25 protein-coding genes are annotated in these 24,460 nt (G+C 58.8%); 10 read left to right on the top strand and 15 right to left on the bottom strand.

The features are described 5' to 3' along the window. Position 1 precedes the first annotated feature (1 nt). Both L991_RS16540 and L991_RS09550 read right to left on the bottom strand, forming a co-directional pair. Entirely contained in the window at positions 2–787 is a 786-nt protein-coding gene (locus L991_RS16540; RefSeq protein WP_052190781.1) for an ABC-2 family transporter protein, read from the bottom strand. Continuing rightward, the gene (locus L991_RS09550) at positions 784–1,782 is read right to left on the bottom strand and encodes an ATP-binding cassette domain-containing protein (protein WP_052190780.1); all 999 of its coding nucleotides are present in this window, start codon (positions 1,780–1,782) and stop codon (positions 784–786) included. The genes L991_RS16540 and L991_RS09550 overlap by 4 nt, the downstream gene beginning before the upstream one ends. A 119-nt stretch (positions 1,783–1,901) precedes the next feature. On the opposite strand from L991_RS09550, the gene L991_RS09545 reads away from it, so the two are divergent. Next, the gene (locus L991_RS09545; protein ID WP_047394569.1) at positions 1,902–2,771 is read left to right on the top strand and encodes an AraC family transcriptional regulator; all 870 of its coding nucleotides are present in this window, start codon (positions 1,902–1,904) and stop codon (positions 2,769–2,771) included. 72 nt (positions 2,772–2,843) lie between these two features. On the opposite strand, the gene mgtE is transcribed toward L991_RS09545, so the two are convergent. The 3 genes from mgtE to L991_RS09535 all read right to left on the bottom strand — a co-directional run bounded on the left by mgtE (position 2,844) and on the right by L991_RS09535 (position 6,462). Continuing rightward, positions 2,844–4,220 carry a magnesium transporter gene (gene mgtE / locus L991_RS09540; protein WP_197053855.1) on the bottom strand — a complete coding sequence of 459 codons (1,377 nt, stop codon included), beginning with the start codon at positions 4,218–4,220 and terminating at the stop codon, positions 2,844–2,846. After that, positions 4,214–4,342: a hypothetical protein gene (locus L991_RS17865; protein WP_255350784.1), complete on the bottom strand. Its 129-nt coding sequence runs from the start codon at positions 4,340–4,342 to the stop codon at positions 4,214–4,216. The genes mgtE and L991_RS17865 overlap by 7 nt, the downstream gene beginning before the upstream one ends. A gap of 518 nt (positions 4,343–4,860) precedes the next feature. Continuing rightward, positions 4,861–6,462, bottom strand: a complete 1,602-nt coding sequence (locus L991_RS09535; RefSeq protein WP_047394566.1) for a cyclic diguanylate phosphodiesterase — start codon at positions 6,460–6,462, stop codon at positions 4,861–4,863. A gap of 412 nt (positions 6,463–6,874) precedes the next feature. Between L991_RS09535 and L991_RS16535 the strand changes: the two genes are divergently transcribed. The 6 genes from L991_RS16535 to L991_RS09500 all read left to right on the top strand — a co-directional run bounded on the left by L991_RS16535 (position 6,875) and on the right by L991_RS09500 (position 13,304). Continuing rightward, complete coding sequence (locus L991_RS16535) at positions 6,875–7,786, top strand: AraC family transcriptional regulator (RefSeq protein WP_052190779.1); 912 nt, start codon at positions 6,875–6,877, stop codon at positions 7,784–7,786. 131 nt (positions 7,787–7,917) lie between these two features. Further along, entirely contained in the window at positions 7,918–9,897 is a 1,980-nt protein-coding gene (locus L991_RS09520; protein WP_047394561.1) for a TonB-dependent receptor domain-containing protein, read from the top strand. Positions 9,898–9,981: 84 nt separating this feature from the next. Beyond that, positions 9,982–11,118, top strand: a complete 1,137-nt coding sequence (locus tag L991_RS09515; protein WP_047394559.1) for an ABC transporter substrate-binding protein — start codon at positions 9,982–9,984, stop codon at positions 11,116–11,118. Beyond that, complete coding sequence (locus tag L991_RS09510) at positions 11,115–12,203, top strand: iron ABC transporter permease (RefSeq protein ID WP_047394556.1); 1,089 nt, start codon at positions 11,115–11,117, stop codon at positions 12,201–12,203. Before L991_RS09515 ends, L991_RS09510 begins: the two co-directional genes overlap by 4 nt. Positions 12,204–12,206: 3 nt before the next feature. Then, complete coding sequence (locus L991_RS09505) at positions 12,207–12,977, top strand: ABC transporter ATP-binding protein (RefSeq protein WP_047394554.1); 771 nt, start codon at positions 12,207–12,209, stop codon at positions 12,975–12,977. A gap of 18 nt (positions 12,978–12,995) precedes the next feature. After that, on the top strand, positions 12,996–13,304 hold the full coding sequence (locus L991_RS09500) for a DUF2218 domain-containing protein (RefSeq protein ID WP_047394551.1): 309 nt from the start codon (positions 12,996–12,998) through the stop codon (positions 13,302–13,304). Between the two features lie 24 nt (positions 13,305–13,328). On the opposite strand, the gene L991_RS09495 is transcribed toward L991_RS09500, so the two are convergent. The 3 genes from L991_RS09495 to L991_RS09485 all read right to left on the bottom strand — a co-directional run bounded on the left by L991_RS09495 (position 13,329) and on the right by L991_RS09485 (position 16,052). Continuing rightward, on the bottom strand, positions 13,329–13,862 hold the full coding sequence (locus L991_RS09495; protein WP_047394548.1) for a hypothetical protein: 534 nt from the start codon (positions 13,860–13,862) through the stop codon (positions 13,329–13,331). Positions 13,863–14,005: 143 nt separating this feature from the next. Further along, a complete protein-coding gene (locus L991_RS09490) occupies positions 14,006–15,103 on the bottom strand; it encodes an SGNH/GDSL hydrolase family protein (RefSeq protein ID WP_052190778.1) in 1,098 nt (365 codons plus the stop codon). A 250-nt stretch (positions 15,104–15,353) separates the two neighbouring features. After that, positions 15,354–16,052, bottom strand: a complete 699-nt coding sequence (locus L991_RS09485) for a pirin family protein (protein ID WP_047394546.1) — start codon at positions 16,050–16,052, stop codon at positions 15,354–15,356. 110 nt (positions 16,053–16,162) lie between these two features. Here L991_RS09485 and L991_RS09480 point away from each other — a divergent pair, with 110 nt between their 5' ends. Then, the gene (locus L991_RS09480) at positions 16,163–17,074 is read left to right on the top strand and encodes a LysR family transcriptional regulator (RefSeq protein WP_047394543.1); all 912 of its coding nucleotides are present in this window, start codon (positions 16,163–16,165) and stop codon (positions 17,072–17,074) included. Positions 17,075–17,115: 41 nt separating this feature from the next. Here L991_RS09480 and L991_RS09475 read toward each other — a convergent pair whose 3' ends face one another. The 5 genes from L991_RS09475 to L991_RS09455 form a co-directional block, all read right to left on the bottom strand. Beyond that, complete coding sequence (locus L991_RS09475; RefSeq protein ID WP_047394540.1) at positions 17,116–17,463, bottom strand: gamma-glutamylcyclotransferase family protein; 348 nt, start codon at positions 17,461–17,463, stop codon at positions 17,116–17,118. Between the two features lie 170 nt (positions 17,464–17,633). Continuing rightward, positions 17,634–18,164 carry a TIGR00645 family protein gene (locus tag L991_RS09470; RefSeq protein ID WP_028448526.1) on the bottom strand — a complete coding sequence of 177 codons (531 nt, stop codon included), beginning with the start codon at positions 18,162–18,164 and terminating at the stop codon, positions 17,634–17,636. A 300-nt stretch (positions 18,165–18,464) separates the two neighbouring features. Next, positions 18,465–19,025, bottom strand: a complete 561-nt coding sequence (locus tag L991_RS09465) for a YceI family protein (RefSeq protein ID WP_028448527.1) — start codon at positions 19,023–19,025, stop codon at positions 18,465–18,467. Between the two features lie 36 nt (positions 19,026–19,061). Beyond that, positions 19,062–19,622: a YceI family protein gene (locus L991_RS09460; protein ID WP_047394536.1), complete on the bottom strand. Its 561-nt coding sequence runs from the start codon at positions 19,620–19,622 to the stop codon at positions 19,062–19,064. A 150-nt stretch (positions 19,623–19,772) separates the two neighbouring features. Beyond that, entirely contained in the window at positions 19,773–20,336 is a 564-nt protein-coding gene (locus tag L991_RS09455) for a cytochrome b (RefSeq protein WP_047394535.1), read from the bottom strand. A gap of 206 nt (positions 20,337–20,542) precedes the next feature. On the opposite strand from L991_RS09455, the gene L991_RS09450 reads away from it, so the two are divergent. Next, positions 20,543–21,196: a carbonic anhydrase gene (locus tag L991_RS09450; protein WP_028448530.1), complete on the top strand. Its 654-nt coding sequence runs from the start codon at positions 20,543–20,545 to the stop codon at positions 21,194–21,196. A gap of 60 nt (positions 21,197–21,256) precedes the next feature. On the opposite strand, the gene L991_RS09445 is transcribed toward L991_RS09450, so the two are convergent. Continuing rightward, positions 21,257–21,793 carry a glutathione peroxidase gene (locus L991_RS09445; protein ID WP_047394532.1) on the bottom strand — a complete coding sequence of 179 codons (537 nt, stop codon included), beginning with the start codon at positions 21,791–21,793 and terminating at the stop codon, positions 21,257–21,259. A 23-nt stretch (positions 21,794–21,816) separates the two neighbouring features. After that, complete coding sequence (locus L991_RS09440; protein WP_047394531.1) at positions 21,817–22,614, bottom strand: Cof-type HAD-IIB family hydrolase; 798 nt, start codon at positions 22,612–22,614, stop codon at positions 21,817–21,819. A 165-nt stretch (positions 22,615–22,779) separates the two neighbouring features. On the opposite strand from L991_RS09440, the gene L991_RS09435 reads away from it, so the two are divergent. Beyond that, the gene (locus L991_RS09435; protein ID WP_047394703.1) at positions 22,780–23,961 is read left to right on the top strand and encodes an NAD(P)/FAD-dependent oxidoreductase; all 1,182 of its coding nucleotides are present in this window, start codon (positions 22,780–22,782) and stop codon (positions 23,959–23,961) included. Positions 23,962–24,460 lie beyond the last annotated feature (499 nt).

Genomic DNA, 24,460 nt, shown 5'->3' with positions numbered 1-24,460 from the left:
CTCAGGCTCCAAACACAATCAATTTGCGCTGCACCCAGCGCCCGGCCAGCTGGGCCAGCCCCCAGAACACCACTACCCACGCTAGCTGCAGATACAGCGCTTGCGGGCTTGTCAGCTCGCCGGTGAGGTAGCCCACCGGGGTATTAAAGAAATGCGCAAACGGCAACCAGGTGAGAATGGTCTGGATGGTGGGTGGGAAAAACGCCAAGGGAATCAAGGCGCCGCCCAGAAATTGCACCACCGCATCTTTGCTGGCGGTAATGCCCCATAAATCGGTGGCCAGAAACCCGGCTAGCCCCACCATAAAGCCCAGTGAATACAGCAAGCTAAAACTACACAGCACCGACAGCAGGGCCAGTGGCCAGCTCGCAGGGGTGAGGCTTAGGCCCGACCACAGCAGAAAAACCCCAAACGCCGGCAACATATACAGCGCCTTAGCGCCGGCCACGCCGAGCGAGAGCGCACCATGGCGCAGGGGCAGATTCATCGGTTGTGTGAGCTGGCTGGCTACCTCGCCCGAGCGGATTTCGCGGGCCAGCCGCCAATCGGCGCCGGTGGTGATAATGGCAAACAGCGTTTGCGCCGTAACCACATGCAAAAGCGCACGGGCAAAACTGAGCCCGGCCCGCTGCGGATCATCCTGGTACAGCCCCTGCCACAGCCAGTACAGCAGCCACATGCCCAGCAAATAGCCCAGGCAAATGATCAGCCGGCCTTTGCGATCGGTGGCGGTAATCCGGCCATTGGCCACGGCCAGCGCCCAGCAGGCGCGTAATGTCGCCCTCATAGCCGTTCCGCCTTGCTGGTGAGATAAAAACGGTGCAGCAATTCTTCCAGCGATTGCGCGACCGGCTTGATTTCATGAATGGCAAACGGCGCCAGTAGCTGCAACAGCTCGGCAAAGGGCAGGCTGTCATGTCGGGCCACTTGCAGCCACTCATCCTGAATGCGCACGGCCAGCCCGCTGGGGTGGCCGGCCAAGAGCGCATGGGCCGCCTGCAGATCACCGGCCAGCCGCGCCGCCCACCAGTTGCCATCACCAGCATGCGCCTGAAAGGCCGGCAGGCTGCCATCAAATTTCAGCTGGCCCTGATCGATCAGCAACATGCGTTGGCTAAGTTGCTCGATATCGCCGACATCGTGTGAGGTGATCAGTACCGTGGTGCCGGCTTGCTGATTCAGCCGGCGGATCAGCCCGCGCATCCGCGCTTTCATTTCCAGATCAAGCCCGATGGTCGGTTCATCCAGAAACACCACGGCCGGCGCATGCAGAAAGCTGGCGGCGATTTCGCACAGCATGCGTTGCCCGAGGCTGAGCGTGCGCACCGGGCGTAGCCAGAATTCATCCAGCCCGGCTTCGCGGCGAAACAGCGTCAGCTGCTGCTGGTACACCGCCTCGGGTACGGCAAACAGGGCCTGCAAAATGCGAAAGGAATCTTGGACCGGCAAATCCCACCACAGCTGGCTGCGCTGGCCAAACACCACGCCAATGTGCTTTACGTACTCGCGGCGCTGGCGTTGCGGATCAAACCCCGCCACCTGTACGCGGCCGCTACTGGGGGCCAGAATGCCGGTCAGCATTTTGATGGTGGTGGATTTACCGGCACCATTGGGGCCCACCAGCGCCACACATTCGCCAGCGGCGATTGTAAAGCTGACATCTTGCACCGAATGGGTGGTGATCAGCTGTGGGCGCCATAGGCGCTGCAGACGCTCGCGCCAATTTTGCGCTGCCGCAGGGGATTGATAGATCCGGTTCAGTTTTTCAGCCTCAATTAACATTGATTCATTACCAATCTGGAAAGAATGTTCGTAATATATGCCCACGGCGGGTGGGCTGGAATGTTCCGGTGTCCCATCGCCCTTGTTCAATTCTCTCGTGACCGGGTGGGCCGGATCTGATGGCGGCAATTTATTACGAACGCTTTGATGTGGCGGATGAAGGTGTACCCAGATTGGTGGGCGCGCATGTGTATCACCGCGCGTCTTTTCCGGCCATGCGCCAGCACGGGATTTTTATGTGCGGCGTGGCTACGCCCACCGGCGCCTGTGAAATCGAGCGGGTTGAGGCGCCGTTTCATGTCTTGCTGGTGCCGCTGGCGGGTGAGGCCGAGCTGTTTCAGGGGGACGACATCTGGCCAGTGCGGCCGGGGCAATTTGGCGTGTTGCCGATTGGTGGGCAACGCGGTTTTCGCCGCGTGGGGGCAGCGCCCATGCCGCATGCCTGGGTGATGCTGCGCGACCATGATCGCTGGAATCCGCTGCAACGCGATACGCCGTGGGTGGGCGCTACCACCGAGAGCGCCGCACTATATGAAGCGGTATCGCTATTTCAGCGTGAGGCGGCGCGGGCCAATCAGGGCGAGAGTGATACGCTGGCCATGCCGGCGCTGGATTTACTCAGCCGTCTATTGCAGCGCATGCTGCGTACCGATGCTGCCGTTGACCCACGCCTGGCGGCTTTGCAAAGCTGGCGCGCCGCGGTGCTGCATGCGCCGGCGCAAGATTGGTCGATCGAGCGTTGCTGTGCGCGGCTCGGGCTGCGGCCGGCGCATTTGCATCGGGTGTGTCAGCAGCATTTTGGGCAATCGCCGGGGCAGATGGTGTTTGAGCTCAGAATGCGAGCCGCGCGGGAAATGTTGCTGGCCGGGCAGAAGGTGGCGGTGGTTGGGCCGGCGGTGGGGTATCTGGAAGTGGCGAGCTTTTCACGCCGGTTTCGCCAGCATTATGGTATCGCGCCCAGCGAGCTGCTGAGCGCGATGGCAGGCTGATGAGTTGAGATGATGCGGGGTATATGGTTGTAGGCATTGTTTATATTTGCCTACAGCCATATACCTAGATGATTACTGCAGCAGATGCCCCAAGAATAGATAGGCAAAGCCGAAGTAAATAAACACGCCCACCAGATCCATAATCGAGGTGATCAGTGGTGCAGACAGCGTGGCCGGATCGGTGCCGATTTTGCGCGCGCCAAACGGTAGCAAGGCGCCAATCAGCCCGCCGAGCACCGTGCAGGCCAGCATGCTCAGGCCCACGGTGAGCAAGACTTCGATCCCGACACCTTTGCTGAAATAGGCCAGAATGCATTCCAGCACCGCTACGGTGATCCCCAAGGCCAGCGCCACTGGCAGCTCGCGCAGGATGATAAAGCGGATATCCCGCCATTTCACTTTCAGCTCGCCCAGCGCCATGGCCCGCAGCACCAAGGTGGCCGACTGGCTACCGGCATTGCCGCCCATATCGACAATCGGTGCGATAAAGGCCGCCAGCACAATCGCCTGCGAGAGGATTTCTTCCTGCGCGGCAACAAAGGTACTGGTGAGAATGCCAAAGACCGTCAGTATCACCAGCCAGAAGGCTCGCACGCCAAACATGGTGCGCGTGCTGGCCTGCATGATATCCAGATCGGGGCTGGGGGCGAGCTGGGTGCCGCCAAAGCGCACCAGCTGGCTGGCCTGGCGCTCTTCTTCGATTTCCAGCGCGTCATCCACGGTCACAATGCCCACCATCTGATCGGCCTCGTTGCACACCGGCAGGGCCAGCAGATCGTAATGGCGAATCAGCGCGACCGCCTCGCTTTGCGGCCAGCCCACGCGGGCGTAGACCGGCTCGGGGCGCATCAGCTCGGCCAGCGGCGTGTCATCGCCGGCGGCCAGCAGCAGCGGCAAATCGATGGTGCCGCACAGCTTGCCGATGCTATCGAGCACAAACAGCCCCGGCACCGATTCCAGCAGCTGCGCACTGGCGCGCAAATGTTGCCAGGCTTGCGCCGCGGTCATCTCAAGCGTGGCTGCAACAAAACGGCTGGTGGTCACCGCGCCCACCGTGCCTTCGGCATAGGCGGCCAGCTGCAGTAAATCTTGCCGGGCGGCGGGCGTTAGGGCGGGCAATAAGCCGGCCTGCGCCGGTAAATCCAGCCGCTTGAACACATCGGCGCGCTCATCGGGCGGCATTTGCTCAAACAGCGCCACCGCGGCGGGCTGGGGTAGGGCTTTCAGGATGCCATCTTGCGCCAGCGCTGGCAGATGGCTAAACAGCAGCGCGCGCTCGGCGGGGCTTAGGCGCAGCAGTTCGCTGGCTTGTTGCAGTACCGGTTTTTCCTGCAAGGCCCCGGCTAAATCGGAAGGATGGCATTGATGCAGCAGCCAGCTCCATTCGGCTTGGGTCAGGGTTTGGTTAGGCGTAGCCAGTTGGACTAAGAGGTGGGCGCGATTCAGCATGATTCACCTCCTTGCGTGTGACGCAGGCGGCGTAGCCGGCGGGGCCAGCTTAAGGTCGCCAGCAAATGATCGGGATGATGATAGGCGAGCAACCAGCCCGCATTGAAAGCGTGTAGCAACATTGGGGTACTCCTGCTGGCCAGGCATTCCCCATGGGCGTGCCTAGGCCTAGCGGCAATGAGTCAGATGACTCGATCGAAACAAGATGAGAGCGGGTAGCTGGCGCGTGGCCAGCGGCAGACTCGGATCGGGGTCCATGTTTCCTCCAGGCTGAATGTCAGTCGGTGGGCTAGTTGCGTGCGGTGTGCCTAGCTAGCGCCCAGTGTGCGACGGCCCACCATGGGGCACGACGCAGCTGTAAGTATGCGCGGGGCGTGGGTTCACACCAGAAAGTCAGCAGAGCGGGAAAGGGCAGATTGCAGGGGGCAAAACTGCCGGCGCTTGCCATGCCAAGGAGGGCAAGGCAGCGCAGAAAAGCGCGAGTACCTTGCCGGTTAAATTGCGGCCAGTGGCCGCCAACTAGGCTGTTCCACAGAAAGTCACTCGGATTGATGATGCCCGGCAGTGTAGTGGCGGGCCGTAGCGAGCGGCAACCGGCAATGTGCCAGTGCCGCGCGGTAATTGTGCCTTGCGGTGGCGCTTAATTCACGGCAGGGGCCGGGCGCGGTGGCTGCTGTAGTAGTTGGGCAAACTCGGCCAGTGGCACCGGGCGGCTATACCAATAGCCTTGGCCAAAGCGCACCCCTTGCGCCCGCAGTAGCGCCGCCTGCTGGGCTGTTTCAATGCCTTCGGCCACGATCTCGGCCCCCACTGCCTCGGCAATACTGACGATTTGCGGGATCAGGCTGGCGCGTAGGGTGTCGTCCTCCAGGTCAGCCACGAACGAGCGATCAATTTTCAGAAAATCGGGCGCCAGATATTTGATGGTGCCCAGATTGGAATAGCCGGTACCAAAATCATCGACCGAAATCTGGTAGCCAGCCGCGCGCAACTGTTGCACCTCGGCTTGCAAATGCTCGCTCACGCCGTATTCGGTGACCTCGATATTCAGCTGCCAGCGCGGGTGTTGCCACGGATCGAGTAAGCCGCTGAGCTGGGCATGGCGGATATGCTCGGGGAAGAAATTCAGCGCCACTTTAAATGGGCGGCTGGGCGCGGCCGGCAGCAGCGTCGCCAGCTCCGCCAAGGCGCGCTGACTAACCGCCTGATCCAGCGCCCAGCTGAGCCCCTGCGCCTGCACCAGCGGGATCACCTGATCGGGAAAAATGGTGTGTTCGCCATCTTTGAGCCGCATCAGCACTTCGCAGCCGGCGATCTCGCCGCTGGCCAGCTCAACAATCGGCTGATACATGCAGTGAATATGCGCCGGCTGTAGCAGCTGCGGCAGCCGGTAGGCCAGCGTGCCGCGGCGGCGCAAGCTGCGGCTGACCCAGCGGCCACTAATGGCGCCGAGCAATACCGCCAGTGTGGCCAGCAGCGCGCACAGCGCCCAGTTACTACGCCAAAGCTCGGCCAGCGAGCGATAGTTCTGCACAAAGAGGCCGGTATTGGGCACATTGCTACCGACGACCAGGCGCTGCTGCGCCCAATCGATTTGCCAGCCCGAGCCCGGCCGGCTCAGTGCGCGCCAGCGCAAGTTCGTGGGCGGTTGTGGGTGTGCCGCCAGCGTCGGGCGCGCCCAGATCAGATGGGGGGGCGCGTCGGCGTAGCTGATCCAGACGGCATCCAGCGCTGCGCGTTGGAAAGTTTCAATCGACACATGGCCATCCACCAGCAAGAGCTGCGTGCCGCGCGCGGTGAGGGTGCTATTGACTTGCCCATTGCGGATCGGCAGTGGGTAGTCGTTCCAGATCTGCGTGCCTTGGGCATCAATGAATTGTGCCGGCGGCAATTGCATCGGCGGAGTCAGCTCGCCGTGACTGGTGAGGCAGCGCAGCTGGCGCTGCTCATCCAATAAGCCCACGCTGCGCAGATAGCGAAAATTCAGTAATTGGCTGCGCAAGCGGCTGAGGCTGTCGGCCTGGCAGTCGCGCAGTGGCTGGCGGCCAAGGAAGGCAAAGCCGCGCTGCACTTCGCTGGCCACCGTCGTGAGTAGTGCCCCGGCGCTTTGCTGTTGCAGGCTCAGGCGCTGCTGCTCCTGCTGCAGCACACCGGCCAGCGCCAAGAGCAAAATCAGCGCGGCGAGCAGCACGCCGGCCAAACTAGCAAGTAAAAGGTGAAAACGCGCAAGCAATAGATTCATGATGGAGATTCGCCGATGCAGGTTGGGCCGATGCAATGATGCCGCGATGGGGCTGCCTCATGGTACGCCAGCTCACGCTTGCTGTCAGTTCAATGGCTTTTTTACTGAAAGCTATGGGTGGGCAATCGCCTAGTATGGGCGCGCTATTGTCAGTGTGGTTGCAGTTAGGGGTATATCAGTACAGTTTATATTTCAATTTGTTTGTGGGCTTATACCTGCATTGGGTATATGAGTGCATGGCCGACCGTGTACCTGAGCAAGCGCGATTGCTACACGGAAGTTTGCTTCAAATCAAATGGTAATGATTCTCAATAAGTGGTGAAAATGCTAAGATGCCATTCCTTTGTCATCTTTGAGCGTCGCGCACCACAAGTCGCTGCGGCGCATGCAGCATTGCTGCAGGAGCCATCCCATGCCTGCTACCCGTTCGGCCAGCCCCACACCGGCAAGCTATACCGCCGGCTCGTCCATTTTGTCGTCTTGGCAGCAGCCGCTGGCGGATGGATGTTGTGTGGCAGCCAGTACTTTGCGCGGCGGGCATGCTCACCGTGCGGATAGCGAAGCGGGGCAGCGGCTGATTGTGCTCTTGCAGGGCGAGCTGACCTTGGGTTTTGGCGAGCGCCGCATACAGCTGGCGCATTCGGTGGCGCGGGGCGCGGAAGTCTTGCTGGTGAACCTGACCGAAGCCACCGAATTTGCCCGCGAGATCACCGATTGCACGCTCGAGCGCAAAGTGTGCCTGCATATTCCGGCCGGCTGGCTGGATGCACATGGCCTGCATGGCGCTGGCGAGCAGGAGGCGGCCTTGCAGCAATTTACCCGCCAGCATTTGGCCGTGCGGCAATGGCAGGCCGAGCCGGCCCTGGTGGCGCTGGCGGAGCAACTGTTGGCGGGGGCCAGCGCTTCGCCCTTATTGGCGCGTTTGCAGCGCGAAAGTCTGGCATTTGAATTGCTGGCCATGGCGCTGGGCCAAGTGCAGCCAGCCAGTGCGCCCAGTTTGCCGGCCCACATTAGCCGCCGACTCGAGGCGGTGCGCGCCTTGCTCGATAGTGGCGCGGCGGATGAGCTAAGCCTGAGTGAGATCGCGGCGCAAGCCTGCATGAGTGTGGCTACGCTGCAGCGACATTTCCGTCGCCAGTTTGGTACTAGCGTGTTTGATTATCTGCGCCAGCAAAAACTCTGGCAGGCCCGCCAGCGGCTGCAACGTGGCGAAGTCTCGGTGACCCGCGCCGCGCTGGATGCTGGCTACACCTCGCCGGCCAATTTTGCCACCGCCTTTCGCCGCGCCTTTGGCATGGCCCCCAGCGAGTGTCGCGCCGCCTAGCTTTGCGCATTTGCCAAAGCTGATCACGCCCTCCGCAAAAGTCAGCGGAGCTCGCCCACGGCACAATACGCAAACCAGTTGAGTTTGATTATCATTTCTTGCCCTTGGGTGAGAATTTCAGGAATTCAGTCATGCACACCCGCGCTCCATTCCCGCTTCGCCATCTGGCGGCCGCGATTCCCCTCACTTTGGCGCTGCACGCCCACGCGAACGAAACCAGTACCCAGCTGGCCACGGTAGAAGTCACCGCCAGCACGCCGACACAGGATGACACCTTGCAGCGGCAAACCCTGCTGGATCAGCAAGCCCAGAATCTCAGCGATGTGTTTCAGTCAGATGCCGAGATCAATATCGGCGGCGGTGGCAACCCGATTGCCCAGAAAATGTATATCCGCAGCATGGAAGAATCGCTGCTGAATCTGAGCGTGGATGGTGCGCAGATTAACAGCAAGGTGTATCACCACCAGACGGCGCTGATTCTTGACCCCCAGCTGATCAAGCAAGTGGAAGTCGAAAAAGGCACGGCCGCAGCCAGCGCGGGGCCTGGCGCATTGGGTGGGGCGATTCGCTATCAAACCGTCTCGGCGCGCGATCTCTTGCGCCCCGGCCAAACCATCGGCGGTAGCGTCACCGGCAGCGTCTTTAGCAATGATGGCTGGCGCAGCAGCGCCAATGTGTATGGCCAGGCCGGTAATCTGGATGCACTGCTTGCCGCCACCACCATGCGTACCGATGACTATCAGGCCGGCAATGGGCAAACGATTGCCAATTCGGGCACCGAGCAGGCCAATTACCTGGCTAAAGTGGGGCTGCAGCTCACACCACAGCAGCGCCTGAGCGCCAGTTTTCAGCGCAGTAGCGACGAAGGCGTGCGCACCGCGCGGGCCAATATGGTTGGTTTTGCTCATCCGGTCTTGCCGAACGATCCGATCCCGCAAAGTCTGGCTCGCGATACGGCCACGCTCAACTACAGTGGCCAGCAGTTAGGCTGGATCGACGCCGCCAATGCCACGCTGTATCGCTCCGAAGTCGAGAGCGAGCGCACCAATAAAAAAGGCCGTAGCTGGGGCGAAAGCCTAACCACGCAAGGCGCGGATCTGATGCTCAAGCAAGCGCTGGGCGAGCATCTGCTCAAATACGGGCTGAACTGGCGCGAAGAAAAATCCGCCGCCAATCGCATTGCCAATCCGTATGGCCTCACCGGTACGGGGAGTGAATCGATGCGCGTATGGGGTGGTTTTGTGGAAGGCGAGGCGAATTGGGCCAGCCTGACTTTCACCGCCGGCCTGCGCTACGACGATTACAGCTACACCGATAACCACCGCCAAAACTACACCAGCGACGGCGTAAGCCCAAGTGCTGGCGTGCGCTGGCAAGCCACCGATGCGCTGCAGCTGCGCGCCGGTTATGCCAAGTCCTTGCGCGGGGTGGGGCTGAAAGAAGCCTTTATGCTCGATATTGCCCAGTGGAAAAACCTGCCCAAAATCGAGGCTGAAAGCGCGCATAACACCGAGCTGGGCTTTAGCTATCAGCAAGGTGGCCTAAGCCTGGCCGGGAATGTGTATCGCCAGATTATTGATAACTACATCACCACCTTTAGCTGCGCCAACGCCAAAGGCGGTTGCCGCGGCAATCTGGGCCGCGCCACCATCGATGGCTATGAGCTCAGCGCGCAATACCAGCTGCGTGATTGGCAATTTGGCCTCAGTGTGGCCGATGGCCGCCCCGAGCTGGATGGCCGCAAATTTAACGATGCAGATCTGGGCCTCGGTACCAGCACCGGCCGCACCTGGGTGAGCAAAGTGGGCTACCGCCTGCCGGCGCAGCGACTCGAGCTGGGCTGGATGGGCCGCTATGTCGAGGCGCTGGATTACCTGCCGGTGGGCGGTAAGGCCGAGCAAACCAAGGCTGGCTATGGTGTGCACGATCTCTATCTCACGTGGCGGCCACTGGCGAAAGACACGCTGCGCCTGAATCTGACCGTGAAAAACCTGCTCGACAAGCATTACTACGATCAGGCCACTTATGCCTACAACGGCTGGCAAGGCAAGGTGCTGGGCTATCCGGAGCCGGGCCGCGATGTGCGGCTGGAAGCCAGCTGGCAATTCTAATGATTTTTTAAGTTTGCTCGCGCCACCGGCCTGCCCGGTGGCGCTGGCGTTTTGCTAAAGGAATACAAGATGTCGGAGTGCAAGATGTCGAAGTGGAAGATCTCGCTGTTTCGCCCCGCCGTGCTGGCGGGTTGTCTGTTAAGTAGCCTCAGTGTGGGCGCCTGGGCCGCCAGTGTGACCGATCTGGCCGGGCGCACGGTGGAAATCCCGGCCAAGATCGAGCGGATTATCGTCGGTGAAGGCCGCATGCTGCCGAGTTTGGCGATTTTAGATCGCGAGCTGCCCGCGCAGCGCGTGGTGGGCATGCTGGGTGATTTCGAGCAGCTCGACCCGGGCAGCTACGCCCAATACCGGCAGGTGTATCCCAAGCTCGATCAGATCGAGCGCCTGGGGCGCTCAAGCCAAAGCTTTAGCGTGGAAGAAGCCATTGCCCTGCAGCCGCAGTTGGCGATCTTTAGCCTGCGCGGCCATGGCCCTGATGTGAAAGACACCGCTACTTTGCAGCGGCTAAGTAAAGCCGGCGTGACGGTGGTGTACGTGGATTTCACCAAAGATCCGCTCAAAAACACCGAGGCTAGTATCAGGGTATTGGGCCAGGTGCTCGGTAAACAAAAGGCCGCGGAGCAATACCTCGAGTTTTATCGCAGCGAAATGGCCAAAGTGAGCGCGGGCCTCGCTAAGGTGAAACGTAAAACGCCGATGTTCCTGGAAAGTCGCGTTGGGCTGGGCAATAGCTGCTGCGAAACGCTCACGCACGGCATGCTTGGTACCTTTGTTAGCGCTGCGGGCGGTGCCAATATCGCCGACCCGCTGGTGCCGGGCGCACACGGCACGGTTAGCCTCGAATTTTTGCTGCAAAGCCAGCCCGAAGTGTATATCGGCACCGGCATTGGCAACCCGATTACCGCCCGTGATCGCAATAACCCCCGCATTGCGCTGGGCGCCGGCATTGATCGCGCTACCGCGCAGGCCAGCTTGCGCCATGCGCTCACGCGGCCGGGCTTTGCCCAGCTCAAAGCCGTGCAAACGGGCCGTGCGTATGCGATTTCGCATCACTTTAATTACAGCGCCGCCAATGTCGTGGCGGTGCAAGTGCTGGCCAAATGGCTGTATCCGGCCGAATTTGCCCAGCTGAACCCACAGGCCACCTTGCAAACCTTCTTCCAGCGCTTCCAGCCAGTGCCACTGGCCGGCACCTACTGGATTGAGGCCGGCCAATGAAGGCGGAAACTGCCCAAATCGCTGCGGCTGCCTCCAGTACGGGGGCCGGTGCGGGGGAGTTAGCCCGCCTGTATCGGCGGCAAAATCACTGGCGCTGGCTCTGCCTGCTAGGGCTGGGCGCGGCTTTGTTGCTCAGTTTGGCGGCCGATCTGGCCACCGGCAGCGCGCGCTATCCGCTGGCCACCGTGCTGGCGGGGCTGTTTGACCCCAGCGGGCTGGATGCCAGCTTGCGCGTGGTGATTTTTGATGTGCGCCTACCTTATGCGCTGATGGCGCTGGTGGTGGGCGGCGCGCTGGGCTTGGGGGGCGCGCAGCTGCAAACCGTGCTGAATAACCCGCTGGCCAGCCCGTTTACGCTGGGCGTTGCGGCGGCGGCCACCTTGGGCGCCTCGCTGGTGATCGTGTTTGAGCATCATTTGCCGCTGGTGCTGCCGCATGAAATCTTGCTGCCGGTGGGGGCTTTTGTGCTGGCGTTGGGGTCCACCGGGCTGATCTTGCTGCTCAGCCGCGCGCATGGTGGCGGTAGCGATACGCTGGTGCTGTTTGGGATTGCGCTGTTGTTCGCGCTGGAAGCCTTGGTGTGGCTGCTGCAATTTCTGGCCGATGCCAATGCGCTGGAGCAGATTGTGTTCTGGTCGATGGGCAATCTGGGCCGCGCTACGCTCACTCATGTGCTGATTGTGGCGGTAGCGCTGCTGTTGGGGCTGATTAGCGCGATGCGCCGTGCCTGGGCGCTAACGCTATTGCGCAGCGGCCCGCTGCAGGCGGCGAGCCTGGGGGTGCAGGTGGATAAGCTTAGCTGGCGGGTGCTGTTGGAGGTGAGTCTGCTCACCGCCGTGGCGCTGGCTTTTGTGGGCACCATTGGCTTTGTGGGGCTGGTGGGGCCGCACATCGCTCGCCTCTTGGTTGGCGAGCAGCATCGCTACTTTTTGCCGGCCAGTGTGCTGTGTGGCGCGCTGATGCTGTCGCTGGCGTCGCTGGCCAGCAAGGCGCTGGTGCCGGGCTTGGTGATCCCGATCGGCATCGTTACCGCGCTGGTCGGCGTGCCGGTATTGATTGCGCTGATTTTACGGCGGAGGGCCTAGGGTATGAGTCTGCAGATCAATGATTTACAGGTGATCCGGGGGCATACCCGCATTATTGATGGTTTGGATCTGGCGCCCTTGCCAGCTGGTAGTGTTACCACGCTGATCGGCCCCAATGGCGCGGGCAAATCCACGCTGATTCACGCCATTGCGGGCCTCTTGCCCGCCCGCGGGCAGCTGAGCCTGCATGGCCAGCCGCTGGCCGCGCTGAGCCCGGTGGCGCGCAGCCGGCTGGTGGGCTTATTGCCGCAAACCCTGCCGCAAGCGGCAGGGCTGACGGTGTATGAGTTGCTGCTGGGCGGTTTGCTCACCGGTGGCCTGAGCCGGGCCGAAGCCGAAGCGCGCATCGAGCATTATCTGGCCAGTTTGCAGCTCACCCCGCTGGCCATGCGGCCACTGGCCACTTTGTCGGGTGGACAACGGCAAATGGTGGCGCTGGCGCAATTGCTGGCGCGCCAGCCGGCTTTGCTGTTGCTGGATGAGCCCAATAGCGCGCTGGATTTGCACTGGCAGCTGGCGTTGGTGGAGGCGATCCGCAACGACGCCCGCGAGCGCGGCAGCATTGCGCTCTTGGCGCTGCATGATCTGAATCTGGCGCTGCGCTGCTGCGAGCGTCTGATTGTGCTGGATGGCGGCCAGTGTGTGGCCGATGGCCCGCCGCTCTCGGTGCTGAGCCCCGCGCTGCTGGCGCAGGTGTATGGCATTCATGGCCGGGTGGAAGCTTGCTCGCAAGGCCGGCCGATTTTTGTGCTCGACCAATTGGTTCGCGCCTAACTAAAGGATAAATACCCCATGACCGTAATTACCTCTAGCCAAGTTAATACCGAGCTTGGCAAGCAATACCTATTTAAACTCTGTAAACATTTCGCCCGCAAGATCCCGGTGGAGTTTAGCGAAACAGAGGGCGTAGCCCAATTTGGCCAGCCCGAACGCCCGCTGGGGCAGGTGGAATTTAACGCCGACGCCGAGCACCTGCGCTTTACCGTGCGGGCCACCGATGAAGCCGCCGCCCGCCAGTTGCAGGCGGTGGTGGAAAGCCACCTGCAACTGATGCGCAAAGCCGAAAACCCGGCGCTGGATTGGCAGCCCGTGGCGGGGTAAAGCGGGCGATGGGCTTGCTTGAGCTTATTTGAGTAGCAGCGCTTTATTCAGGCGTTTGAATTGGCCGGCATAGAGCGAGTCGTTAAACTGCAAGGTAAAGCTATCGGCTTCTACTTTGGTAATGCGGATCGGTAGCTGGCGATATGCCCGCCAAATCAGTACCAATAGCACCCCGGGCAATAAAGTTATGATCAGCATACCGATCGAGGTGCCGGGCCCATTACTGCTTTGGCCAAATAAGCTCAGCAAGCCGCCAATCAATAGAACAGGCCCGAGCAATAAAGACAGCGGGCCGAGAATAAATGCCATCCAGCGCAGCACGCTCACGCCAAGAGTTTTGCGGGTGAGCAAATTGGCAAATGATAAGCCTTTGGCATGCTCAGCGCAGACAGGGTAATTGAGTTCGAGCAACTCGCCGGTCATGGTGACGCCATTAAAGCCTGCGATACGCCCACCGCTCGCGTTGGCGGCGGTGAGGGTGTCTTCGCTGCGGCAGCGCGCGCAGCACCGTGGCCATTGCACTTCGCCCGTGTTGAGAATTTTGTACTTTTGCCCCATTTCCCGCTCCCTGTTTGCGTTTTGTGTAAGCGCAAACTGTGCCTGATGAGGCTGGTGGCGTCGATGGTGGGCGCTCAGGCCGCGAAGAATGCGCTCAAAACTACAACAGTCATTCTTCGGGCTGACAGATCAAGAAACTGACATTACCAATTCAACGGCAGGCCCTTGATGGTTTCCAGCAGCTGTTGCGCCACTTGCTGATGATCGGCGAGGTTGGGGTGCCACTGGCAGGCGGTGAGCTGCATCGGGTCGAGGTCAAGGTAGTGCAGGCGGGTATTGCCCGCTGCTTGCTCGGCCGCGAGCACGGCTTGCACGTTCGGGCGTTGCTGGTCATCCGGCCAGAGTTTCATCGCCAGCATAATGATCTGCGGCTGGCCGTAGCGGCTGTTCAGCTCTTTGATCAGCTGGCGATAGGCGGCTTGAAAATCAGTGGCGCGTTGGGCGGTGCTGCGCTTTTCACCCGGGTTGACCGGGGTAGAAAAATCGTTAATCCCCAGCCCAATCACCACCAGCTGTGGTTTCCAGCCGGTTTCGGCTGGGCTGCCCGGCGTGCTGCCAGGCTCGGTGTGCAGGCGGCGGGCGTAGAAGGTGCGGAAATCCCGATCGGGCAGATTGCCATTCCAGTTGCGAATCAGCCCCATGCCCGACATGGCATTGGTTTGCCATTGTGCGTTCAGGCTGCGGGCGACTTTGACCGCAAAGCCTTGGGTAATGTCCGTGCCCGCGGCAATGGCGCTGTCGGGGCAATCGCGGCGGGTGGTGAGATTGGCCAGCGCAGCGGTGAATGAGTCGCCAATAAATTCGATTTGCCGGCTGGGCGCCGCCGGTGCCGGCAGCCATTGACCTTGCTCCAGCGTAAAGCCATACACCTGGCCGACGTATTCGGGCGTTTCATTGCGGCGAATCAGCGCCACCGTGTGCTCACCAGCGGGTAAATCGCGCAGCCATACCGTGCGTTTGCCGCGAGCGGGCTCGATTTGCAGCTTGGGCTGGCCGTCGATTTCCACTACGTAATAGCTCGACTCGTCTTTCAGCACCACGCCCACCGCGCTGCCTTTAAAGCGCGCACTCAGCGTCACGCCGGGCCAGGTGGTTTGATAGGCATCACCGTTTTTTTGCCAGCGGCCGGCGAGGGTATAGCTGGGGGTGTCGGGATTCGTTGGCGTCGCGGCTGGGGCTGCCTGAGTATGCAGGGCCAGGCTGCTGAGCGCGGCCAGCGCGAGGGCGCGAGTGGGGTGCATGGGTCATCCTCCTTGGTATTGTGCATCGATTGTACGGCGCGGGAGGAGGCACGTCCTTGTCGGAATCTGGCTTAGGATTTGTCCGAATCTTGCCTTGGCGATTTGGCGGCGTGCGACGAGTGACGCTTGGCAAATCTCTAAAGGGGTATATGCGTGTAGGCTTTGTCAGGAAAAGCTTGTGGGGTAATACCCAAATGAGTATGCCCCGGCGGGGCCGGGGCATCAGCGGTGACGAGCGCCAAGGGGCGAATCAGAATAAATCAAATACCAGCACTTCGGCTTGCTGCCCGTGTTGCAAGCTCAGCTGTGCTTCCTGCGTGAGCATGGCCGCATCACCGGCCTGCAAGACCACGCCATTTACTTCCAGCTGGCCGCGCGCCACGTGTACATATTGCTTGCGCCCGGCGGGCAGCGCTTGTACCAGCGCTTCATCGCCATCAAATAGGCCGACATACAGACGTACATCCTGATGAATCAGCACCGAGTCTTGTTCGGCATCGGGGCTGGCCACCAGCCGCAGCTGGCCGCGTTTTTCCGCTTCGGCAAAGATCTTTTCTTCGTATGAAGGGGCAATGCCTTTCACGCCCGGCATAATCCAGATCTGCAGCAGATGCGTCTCTTCGCTCTGGCTGGGGTTGAATTCACTGTGGCGCACGCCGGTGCCGGCGCTCATGCGCTGCACATTGCCCGGGCGGATAATCGAGCCATTGCCCATGCTATCGCGGTGCTCGATCGCCCCGGCCAGCACATAGGTAATGATTTCCATATCCTGATGCGGATGCATACCAAAGCCCATGCCGGGGGCGATGCGGTCATCGTTGATCACCCGCAAAGCGCCAAAATGCATATGCGCCGGATCATAGTATTCGGCAAACGAGAAGCTGAAGTGTGAATCCAGCCAGCCGTGGTTGGCATGGCCGCGTTCGTCCGCTTTGCGTAGGGTAATCATCGTGAGCTCCTTCAATTCATTTGAATGGTGTATGCCATAATAAGCTTGCCCTTAGGCCATTGATAGCCAAAAGATCTGCCCAAATCATTCAAAAAATCGGAATAAGCCCCATGCTGCGTTTAAGTCTGGAAGCCCTCGAAATTCTCGATGCGATTGCCCGCCGTGGCAGCTTTGCCGCCGCTGCCGAGGAAGTTCACCGCGTACCGTCTGCCGTCACCTATATGGTGCGCAAGCTCGAAGACGATATGGGCGTGCAGATTTTTGATCGCAGCGGCCATCGCGCCCAGCTCACGGCTGCCGGGCAAGAGCTGCTCAACGAAGGTCGGCATTTGCTGCGCGCCGCCAATGAGCTGGAATGCCGGATCAAACGTGTGGCCACCGGTTGGGAAACCGAGCTGGGCATCGCCGTGGATACTATTATTCCGCTGGAGCTGCTGTACCCGCTGCTGCGCGAGTTTGATGCGCTGCAATCGGGCACCCGCATCCGATTTTTGCATGAAGCACTGGGCGGTACCTGGGAAGCGCTGCTGGATCGGCGCGCCGATATTGTGATTGGCGCCATCGCGCAAGGGCCGGCGGGTGGCGGGTATTCCACCCATGTGCTGGGCGATTTTCGCTCGGTCTTTGTGATTTCGCCGCAGCATCCGCTGGCCGAGAGCCCAGAGCCGCTGGCTCCGCAAACCATTATGCAGCACCGCGCGGTGGTGATACCCGATAGCGCCCGCCAGCTCACTAAACATTCCTTCAATATTTTATCCGGGCAGGAAATGCTGCACGTGCCCGATATGCGGCAAAAAACCCTCGCCCAAGTCGCCGCCTTGGGCTGCGGCTATTTACCGCTGGCCTGGGCCAAACCGTTTCTGGCCAGTGGCGAGCTCATCACCAAAGCCGTAGCCGAAGTACAGCCGCATGTGCGGCTCTGCCACGCCTGGCGCAGCCAAGACGCCGGCCAAGCGCTGAAATGGTGGGTTGATGCCCTCACCAGCGATCAGACAATTCGGCAGTGGTTGCAGGCGGGCTGATGGCTTCGTCGGTTCAAGCTTGCCAGCAGGCCATGTCCTAATTATTCGTGCAGACTATCCGCCGCTACATACACCCAGGCTTCACCACCGGTGCTCAGTGTTGCGGCGACGCGGCGGTAGGCGTCGACTTCGTAGCGGTCGGCGTGGGCGAGCTCGGCGTCGCTGATCTCAAATACGGTGCCACTCACTTGGGCGGCGGGGTCGCCGGTGTAGCGCACAATCGGGTGGTGAGTTTTGCCGCTGGTGCGGACAACTTCTGGATCATCAATCGCCACCATAGTCTGGCTGTAGCCCACAATCGCGCTGGCTTGGCCGCTGAGTATTCGGCCAAAGGTGGCCAGCTGCACATTCTCTTGCTGCAAAGTGCCATAGGAAAATAGTCGGGGCATATTGGGCTCGCTCTCGGTAGGGTGAAGCCAATTTAGCTTTGGTCGCAAGAAGCAACAAGTGACAGTCGGCAGGGGTACAGTTTTGGCGCTATTGCCTAGGGGTATAAGCAAAGAGCCATTGCATGGCAATGGCTCTGGCGCAATACATGTGCGGGTATGTCGGGTACTGTTTAGTGCGATGGGTGGCTGACCGAGTGCAGTAGTTTGTCGGTGTAGGCCAGCGCCGCGGCGGAGATCAGGAAGGCCAGATGGATAATCACCTGCCATTTCATTTGTGATTCGGGCAGCTGGCCGGCATTGATAAAGGTTTGCAGCAGGTGAATCGACGAAATACTGATAATCGCCATGCTGAGTTTAACTTTCAGTACGGTGGCGTTCACATGATCGAGCCACTCGGGCTGATCGGGGTGGCGATCGATACGCAGACGGGAAACGAACGTCTCGTAGCCGCCGACGGTGACCATCAGCAGCAGATTGGCAATCATCACCACATCAATCAGGCCCAGCACGGCCAACATAATCTGGGTTTCGCTCAGCGAGCCGAGATTGAGCATCATGCTGGTGAGGCCGGCCAGAAATTTGTAGGCATACACCCCTTGCACCACGATCAGGCCCAGATAGATCGGCAATTGCAGCCAGCGGCTGCCAAAAATAATTTTGCCCAGCAGCGGGGTGGCTTGATTGGTTTCTTGTTCTTGCATGCAAGGCGTCCTCGTGATTCTGATTGCGGCCCGTATTGTCGCCTTTGGCGGCGGCTGGCGGCAAGCGCAGGCAGAAAAAAACCCCTGCCTTAGCAGGGGTCAGGCTGCGGACAAAATGGGGGAACAATCTTTTTCAAGTCTCGGCCAAGCCGAGCCTAGGAAATAAAGGCGTGTAACCTGCAGCCTTGATGTTCTATTCCCACCCCTCCCGGCCCCTCCTTGAGGGGCGCCTCGCTTCGCGAGTGGGGTTTGTCATCAATCTGAACCCCTGCCTTAGCAGGGGTTGTTGGGTGAGGCAGCTTATTTGCTGGCTTCAACCTGGATGCGCAGTGTGACTTCATCACCCACGGCTGGCACATAGGCTTTCATGCCAAAGTCGCTGCGTTTGATGGTGGCCACCGCATCTGCACCGCAAGCTGGTTTTTTGCTCATTGGGTGTGGCGCGCATTTGAAGTTAGTGACGTTTAGGGTCAGTGGCTTGGTCACGCCCAGCAGGGTGAAATCACCGCTCACGCTCACCAGCTTGTCGCCTTCAAATTTGAAGTTATTGCTTTTGAAGGTCATGGCTGGGAATTTGCTCACGTTGAAGAAGTCTTCGCCCTTCAGGTGGTTGTCACGCGCTTCCCAACCGGTGCGCAGGCTAGCGGCATCAATGCTGATGTCGGCGCTGCCGGTTTTTTTTGCGGTATCCAGAGTGATAGTACCGCTGGTTTTTTCGAAATTACCGCGCTGAGTTGAGTAGCCCAGGTGGTTGATTTCAAAGCTGGCATAGGTGTGTGATGGGTCGATTTTATAGGTATCGGCCGCTTGTGCACCAATAGCTGCTACCGACAGTACAGACGCCAAAATCAGTTGTTTCATGAGTAATACTCCTAGTGGGTATGAGTTGAAATGCTTTTATTTGCCTGCTTTACCGGTCAATACCAGCTTATATTTCACGGCAACTTCGTTTGCTACCGTGCCGGTGTCGGCCCAGGCGCCATCACCGAGTTTGTAATTCAGTCGCAGTAGCGGCACATTGCCTTCCAGTACCAATTCAGCGCCTTGCTGTTTGGCGGTCATCTGGCCGACCACTTCTTTGGTAATGCCTTTGATGTTTAAAGTACCTTTGGTTTCAAATTTACCCCCGCCCAGCGCTTTGACGCTGGTGGCGGTAAAGGTGGCTTTCGGGTTGGTTGCCACATCAAACCAGGCTTTCTTTTTCGCCTCGGCATTGCCATCCGGGCCGCCGACATCAATGCTATTGAGGTCAACGATGATCTGCGCTTTGGCCGTTTCCGGTTTGGCCGGGTCAAAATCCACCGTGGCGGTGTAAGCCTTGAACAGGCCTTCTGTGGGCGTGTTCATCTGGCTAAAGGTAAAGCCCAGACGGCTTTTGGCCGGCACCAAGGTTTGTGCGGCGTGGGCGCCGAGAGTGGTCATCAGCAGGGTGGCTAACAGGGTAGCGCGTACAAGCATGGGTTTTCTCCAGTGGGGCTGGGGTAGGCCAGCCAATCAAGTTAAATCCGGTCGCTGAGTCTGGCCGAATTGAGTCTAAATCTCGTTTAAAGTTCAGTTTCTGGCCATGGGCCAGCTCACACTGCCTGCACCGTGCAGGTGTGGTGAGGTTTATTTCCGACGCAGGAAGGGCAGCATCCGCGCCAAAGTGCCGTCTTTCTCGATTACGTGGTGTTTGATGGCGCCTGCGGCATGCAGGCCGATCAACACCAGTAAACCGTTGGCCAGTAATTCGTGGACTTCACGCAGGGTGTGGCCTAGTTCTTCATTTTTTCCCACCAGATCAGGCAATTGCACTACGCCAAACAGCAACACCGGGTAGCCTTTGGCCGAGCTAAGCATCCAGCCCAGTAGCGGAATCGCCGCCATCAACAGATACAGCAGGTGATGCACGCCAATGGCGATCTTGCGTTGCAGCGGGTCGGTGGCTGGATCAATCTCGGGTGCACCGCGCACCAGTTTCACGATCAGACGCACCACAAATAGCGCCAGTACGGTAATACCCACCCATTTATGCCAGGCAATCAGCTGTAATTTCAGCTTGAAGGTATCGGGCGCCAGCGGGGTATTGCCAAATTGCCAGATCAGAATAAATGCGGCCAGAATCAGGGCCGCCACCAGCCAGTGCAGGCCGATTTGCAGCGCGCTGTATTGGGCGGGAGCAGGTTTTTTCATGAAAAGTCCTTGTTCAGTTATTCTGAATACGCATTGCATCATAGTGGGCGTGCTAAGTGATTGATAGCGAAATTACTTGTATTGACTATTCAAAAAAATTGAACGTCTTTTGTGCTTCTACAGGATGTACTGTATTTGTCCGCCCAGTGCACAGTGAAAACCAGTAGAATTACGCCCGGATGAAACATCTAGCCTTGGGGAGAAAGATGGAAGATATAGAAAAATTCATCGGCGGTTTCCGCCGCTTCCAGCATAAGTACTTTGGCGAACACCAGACCTTATTTGATGAGCTAAAGCAGGGCCAAAACCCAAAGACACTGCTGATCGGTTGCTCTGATTCGCGGGTCGATCCGGCGCTGTTGATGGATTGTGATCCGGGCGATCTATTTGTGGTGCGCAATGTGGCCAACCTGGTGCCACCGTATGAAGTTGATGGCGCGTTTCACGGGGTATCGTCGGCGATTGAATATGCGGTCGAGCATCTGGAAGTCAGCAAGATTATTATCTTGGGGCATTCGGCCTGCGGCGGGATTCGCGCGCTGATGCAAGAGCCCGAATCGAAAACCGAAGCCAATTTTGTCGGCCGCTGGGTGCAAATCGCCGAGCAGGCGCGCGAACATGTGCGCCGCGAGTTGGCGCATAAAGATGAAGAGCGGCAGATTCGGGCCTGTGAAATGGCGGCGATTATTGTTTCGCTGGATAATCTGATGACGTTCCCGTTTATTGCCAAACGGGTTGAGGCGGGCAAGCTAAGCTTGCTGGGCTGGTACTTCGATATTCAGCAAGGCGCGCTGTTTGATTTTAACCAGGAAACCAATGCCTTTGGCCCGCTGGTAACGTCGTTATCGCCGGCCCTTTAAAGCGGCCTCTTAAAGCAATACCACACAGTAAAAACCTGCCGGAAGGCAGGTTTTTTTTTCTTATTTTTTACCGAGCCAGCCCTCGATCTTGCCAACGATCTCGGGGTCATCCGGTTCGGTCATCGAACTAAAAGCAGTTACGGTTTTGCCATCGGGGGCGATCAGGTATTTGTAGAAATTCCATTTCGGCGTGGTACCCGATGTTTTGCTGAGCTGCTGATACAGCGGATTGGCGCTTTTGCCCCAGACGCTGGTTTTTTCCATCATCGGAAACTCGACCAGATAGGTGAGTTTGCAAAAATCGCCAATTTCCGCGTTGGTTTCGAGTTCTTGCTTAAAGTCATTGGAGGGAAAACCGATCACCAGCAAACCACGACCCTTATATTGGTCGTAGAGCTTTTCCAGCTTGGTGAACTGTTTGGTAAAACCGCATTTACTGGCCGTATTCACGACCAGAATGGGCTTGCCAGCATAGGCGCACAGATCAAACGGCTGGCCTTGCAGGGTTTTAAACTGGTGATTGAGCAAAGGGCTGCAGGCAGCCCAAGCCGAGCTGGTCATCACACTGAAACTAACAGCAAGCAAAAAGCGGCGCATCGGTTATTCTCCATGGCGGTGGCCTAGAGATTAAACATCTTCCGCAGCTGGCTGGCAACGCCATGTTGTTCATTGCTGCCGATCACGGGCAGGTTCGGATGGGCGGCTTTGAGTTTGGGGCTGGCATTCGCCATCACAAAGCCCTGGCCGGCGACGGCCAGCATTTCGATATCGTTTTGCCCATCGCCGAAAGCGCAGCAATGCTCGGCATCAATGCCTAGGCGGGCCAGTACGGCGGTGAGGGCGTGGCCTTTGGATACAGTCGGAGCCATGACTTCGAGGCAATCATGCGCCGAAAAGGTGATATATACCTCATCGCCGTAGCGCGCCAGAATGCGGCTTTCGATCTCGGTGAGCGCCTGATGTTCGCCAATGTAGAGAATCTTGGCGATGCCTTCGCCGCTGTGCGCCGCCAGATTGCAGACCTGATAGCCAAAGCCGGAGTCTTTGTAATACACCCCAACCAGCTCTTCACACTCGCGCTCAACCAGCCAGCCCTCATCCACATAGGCATTCAGCAAAGAGCCACTGGAAACATCGGGCTGCATCAGTGCGCGCGCCAGCTCAGGTTCGATATTTTCAGCATAAATTTCGCAATCTTCCGGATCATGAACCCGTGCGCCATTTGAGGTGATCAAATGGGCCGGTACGCCCAGCGCAGCGCGAATGCCGCGCACATCGAGAAAATGGCGGCCAGTAGCAATCGTAATGGCGTAACCCTGTGCGGCCAGCGTTTGCAGGGTCTCGGCGGTAAAGGCATCCACTTTGTGCTCTTTGTCGAGCAAAGTGCCATCAAGATCACTTACTATCATCGTCCGCATTGCCAGCTCCGTCGGTGGGGAAATCAAGCCGTTATTTTACGCTAGGCCATGGGGGCTTGGCCTTCGTAATAATGCCAATCGGGTTTTGCTGTATAGACCGGTAAGCTGCCGGCCGCAGAGCCGCTGCGGTTTCACGGTACAATGCCGCGCAACAAGGAGTGGCAAATGCAACGATGTGATGTGGTGGTTTTGGGGGCCGGGGCGGCCGGAATGATGTGTGCAGCAACGGCTGGGCAGCGTGGGCGCAGTGTGGTGCTGATCGATCATAGTCTCAAGCTGGCCGAAAAGATCCGCATCTCGGGTGGTGGGCGCTGTAATTTTACCAATCTCAATATCAGCCCTGAATGCTATCTCTCGAATAACCCGCATTTTGTGAAATCGGCGCTGAAGCAATTTACCCAGCATGATTTCATTGCGCTGATGTACAAACACGGGCTGAGTTTTCAAGAGAAAACCCTGGGCCAGCTTTTTTGTGATCAGCACTCGCAAGGGGTGATTGATTTACTGAAAACCGAAGTCGATGCCGGTGGCGCCCAGTGGCGGCAGGGGAGCCGGATTGTGGCTGTGGCGGGGCATCCTGACGGTGGTTTTGTGGTGCAGACAGAGCGCGATGACCAGTCGGAAAGCTGGCAGTGCGAATCCCTCGTGGTGGCGACCGGCGGCTTATCCATCCCGCAAATCGGTGCTACCCCGATTGGCTATGAGATTGCCAAGCAGTTTGGTCTGCGCATCGTGCCGCAGGCGGCTGCGCTGGTGCCGCTGACTTTTCAGGCCGAAGATTTATGGACCGAGCTGGCTGGCGTGGCGATTGAAGACGCGATTGTGGCGTGCGGCCGACAGCAGTTTCGCGAGGCAATTTTGTTTACGCATAAAGGTGTCTCCGGCCCGGCGATTTTGCAAATTTCCAGCTATTGGCAGCCGGGCGAGAGCCTGGTGATCGATCTCTTGCCGAGCGTGCAGTTGGCCGATATTTGGCCGACGGCCAATCGTGAGGCTTTGCTGAGTACGATCTTGGCAGAATGGCTGCCTAAGCGTTTCTTGCAGGTATGGCTGCAGAAATACGGTGAAATAAAGCCTCTCAAGCAATACTCACCCAAGGTATTGCAGCAAATAGCCGATGATCTGCACCACTGGGAAGTCAAACCCTCAGGTACACAAGGCTATAAAAAAGCCGAGGTGACGCGAGGTGGGGTGGATACAGATGAGCTGCAATCCAAAACCATGATGGCGCGCCAAGTGCCGGGCTTATTCTTCATTGGCGAGGTGGTGGATGTAACCGGCTGGCTGGGCGGATACAATTTTCAGTGGGCCTGGTCATCAGGATATGTTGCAGGACTGCACGTTTAGGTCTAAATTAATACTACGGCAACAAAAGAGGAGTTCGTGGTTTTCCGCAAGGACGTTATTGTTGACTGCTGTACTTACAGAGGAGATGAATTTGCAGATCTGTAATCGCAGTTTAGGTAGCTCGCCTCTAGGCAAATCCTGATCATCCGTGATCTCGTTCTACCGGCAACGGCCCGCAGGCTGACATGATTCAAGCCTGAAGCAATGAATGCCGACCGGTAACGAAACGAAACCCGTTTCGTTGTTCTTTATGTGCTCTTTAGCTGGCCCGATTGTTTAGGCAACATCGTGTTGTCAGGCTAGGTGGCTGCAATCCATGTGGGCAATCTGCCCCGCAGCCCGTGCCAAGGGTAGTGAGTTGTAAGATAGGAAGCAGGTAGTACGCAGTAGTAGGTGCCGTACGCAGTTGAAGTTTCCGATCGGGCAGACCACCTTGGCTGGTGGATTGGGATATGGGTATCCCCTCACCAACCTGCAGAGTACAAAAAAGCGAGGCTTT

Origin of the sequence: Chitinibacter sp. ZOR0017 (genome assembly GCF_000799095.1) — a bacterium.
Taxonomy (GTDB): Bacteria; Pseudomonadota; Gammaproteobacteria; order Burkholderiales; family Chitinibacteraceae; genus Chitinibacter; species Chitinibacter tainanensis.
The sequence above is the reverse complement of the archived record's forward strand: the minus strand, read 5'-3'. Positions and strand labels throughout refer to the sequence as shown.

Excerpts from the sequence above, each read along its gene's own strand:
- L991_RS16540 (WP_052190781.1), bottom strand. The coding sequence starts at position 787 with ATGAGGGCGACATTACGCGCCTGCTGGGCGCTGGCCGTGGCCAATGGC.
- L991_RS09550 (WP_052190780.1), bottom strand. The coding sequence starts at position 1,782 with ATGTTAATTGAGGCTGAAAAACTGAACCGGATCTATCAATCCCCTGCG.
- L991_RS09545 (WP_047394569.1), top strand. The coding sequence starts at position 1,902 with ATGGCGGCAATTTATTACGAACGCTTTGATGTGGCGGATGAAGGTGTA.
- mgtE (WP_197053855.1), bottom strand. The coding sequence starts at position 4,220 with ATGCTGAATCGCGCCCACCTCTTAGTCCAACTGGCTACGCCTAACCAA.
- L991_RS17865 (WP_255350784.1), bottom strand. The coding sequence starts at position 4,342 with ATGTTGCTACACGCTTTCAATGCGGGCTGGTTGCTCGCCTATCATCAT.
- L991_RS09535 (WP_047394566.1), bottom strand. The coding sequence starts at position 6,462 with ATGAATCTATTGCTTGCGCGTTTTCACCTTTTACTTGCTAGTTTGGCC.
- L991_RS16535 (WP_052190779.1), top strand. The coding sequence starts at position 6,875 with ATGCCTGCTACCCGTTCGGCCAGCCCCACACCGGCAAGCTATACCGCC.
- L991_RS09520 (WP_047394561.1), top strand. The coding sequence starts at position 7,918 with ATGCACACCCGCGCTCCATTCCCGCTTCGCCATCTGGCGGCCGCGATT.
- L991_RS09515 (WP_047394559.1), top strand. The coding sequence starts at position 9,982 with ATGTCGAAGTGGAAGATCTCGCTGTTTCGCCCCGCCGTGCTGGCGGGT.
- L991_RS09510 (WP_047394556.1), top strand. The coding sequence starts at position 11,115 with ATGAAGGCGGAAACTGCCCAAATCGCTGCGGCTGCCTCCAGTACGGGG.
- L991_RS09505 (WP_047394554.1), top strand. The coding sequence starts at position 12,207 with ATGAGTCTGCAGATCAATGATTTACAGGTGATCCGGGGGCATACCCGC.
- L991_RS09500 (WP_047394551.1), top strand. The coding sequence starts at position 12,996 with ATGACCGTAATTACCTCTAGCCAAGTTAATACCGAGCTTGGCAAGCAA.
- L991_RS09495 (WP_047394548.1), bottom strand. The coding sequence starts at position 13,862 with ATGGGGCAAAAGTACAAAATTCTCAACACGGGCGAAGTGCAATGGCCA.
- L991_RS09490 (WP_052190778.1), bottom strand. The coding sequence starts at position 15,103 with ATGCACCCCACTCGCGCCCTCGCGCTGGCCGCGCTCAGCAGCCTGGCC.
- L991_RS09485 (WP_047394546.1), bottom strand. The coding sequence starts at position 16,052 with ATGATTACCCTACGCAAAGCGGACGAACGCGGCCATGCCAACCACGGC.
- L991_RS09480 (WP_047394543.1), top strand. The coding sequence starts at position 16,163 with ATGCTGCGTTTAAGTCTGGAAGCCCTCGAAATTCTCGATGCGATTGCC.
- L991_RS09475 (WP_047394540.1), bottom strand. The coding sequence starts at position 17,463 with ATGCCCCGACTATTTTCCTATGGCACTTTGCAGCAAGAGAATGTGCAG.
- L991_RS09470 (WP_028448526.1), bottom strand. The coding sequence starts at position 18,164 with ATGCAAGAACAAGAAACCAATCAAGCCACCCCGCTGCTGGGCAAAATT.
- L991_RS09465 (WP_028448527.1), bottom strand. The coding sequence starts at position 19,025 with ATGAAACAACTGATTTTGGCGTCTGTACTGTCGGTAGCAGCTATTGGT.
- L991_RS09460 (WP_047394536.1), bottom strand. The coding sequence starts at position 19,622 with ATGCTTGTACGCGCTACCCTGTTAGCCACCCTGCTGATGACCACTCTC.
- L991_RS09455 (WP_047394535.1), bottom strand. The coding sequence starts at position 20,336 with ATGAAAAAACCTGCTCCCGCCCAATACAGCGCGCTGCAAATCGGCCTG.
- L991_RS09450 (WP_028448530.1), top strand. The coding sequence starts at position 20,543 with ATGGAAGATATAGAAAAATTCATCGGCGGTTTCCGCCGCTTCCAGCAT.
- L991_RS09445 (WP_047394532.1), bottom strand. The coding sequence starts at position 21,793 with ATGCGCCGCTTTTTGCTTGCTGTTAGTTTCAGTGTGATGACCAGCTCG.
- L991_RS09440 (WP_047394531.1), bottom strand. The coding sequence starts at position 22,614 with ATGCGGACGATGATAGTAAGTGATCTTGATGGCACTTTGCTCGACAAA.
- L991_RS09435 (WP_047394703.1), top strand. The coding sequence starts at position 22,780 with ATGCAACGATGTGATGTGGTGGTTTTGGGGGCCGGGGCGGCCGGAATG.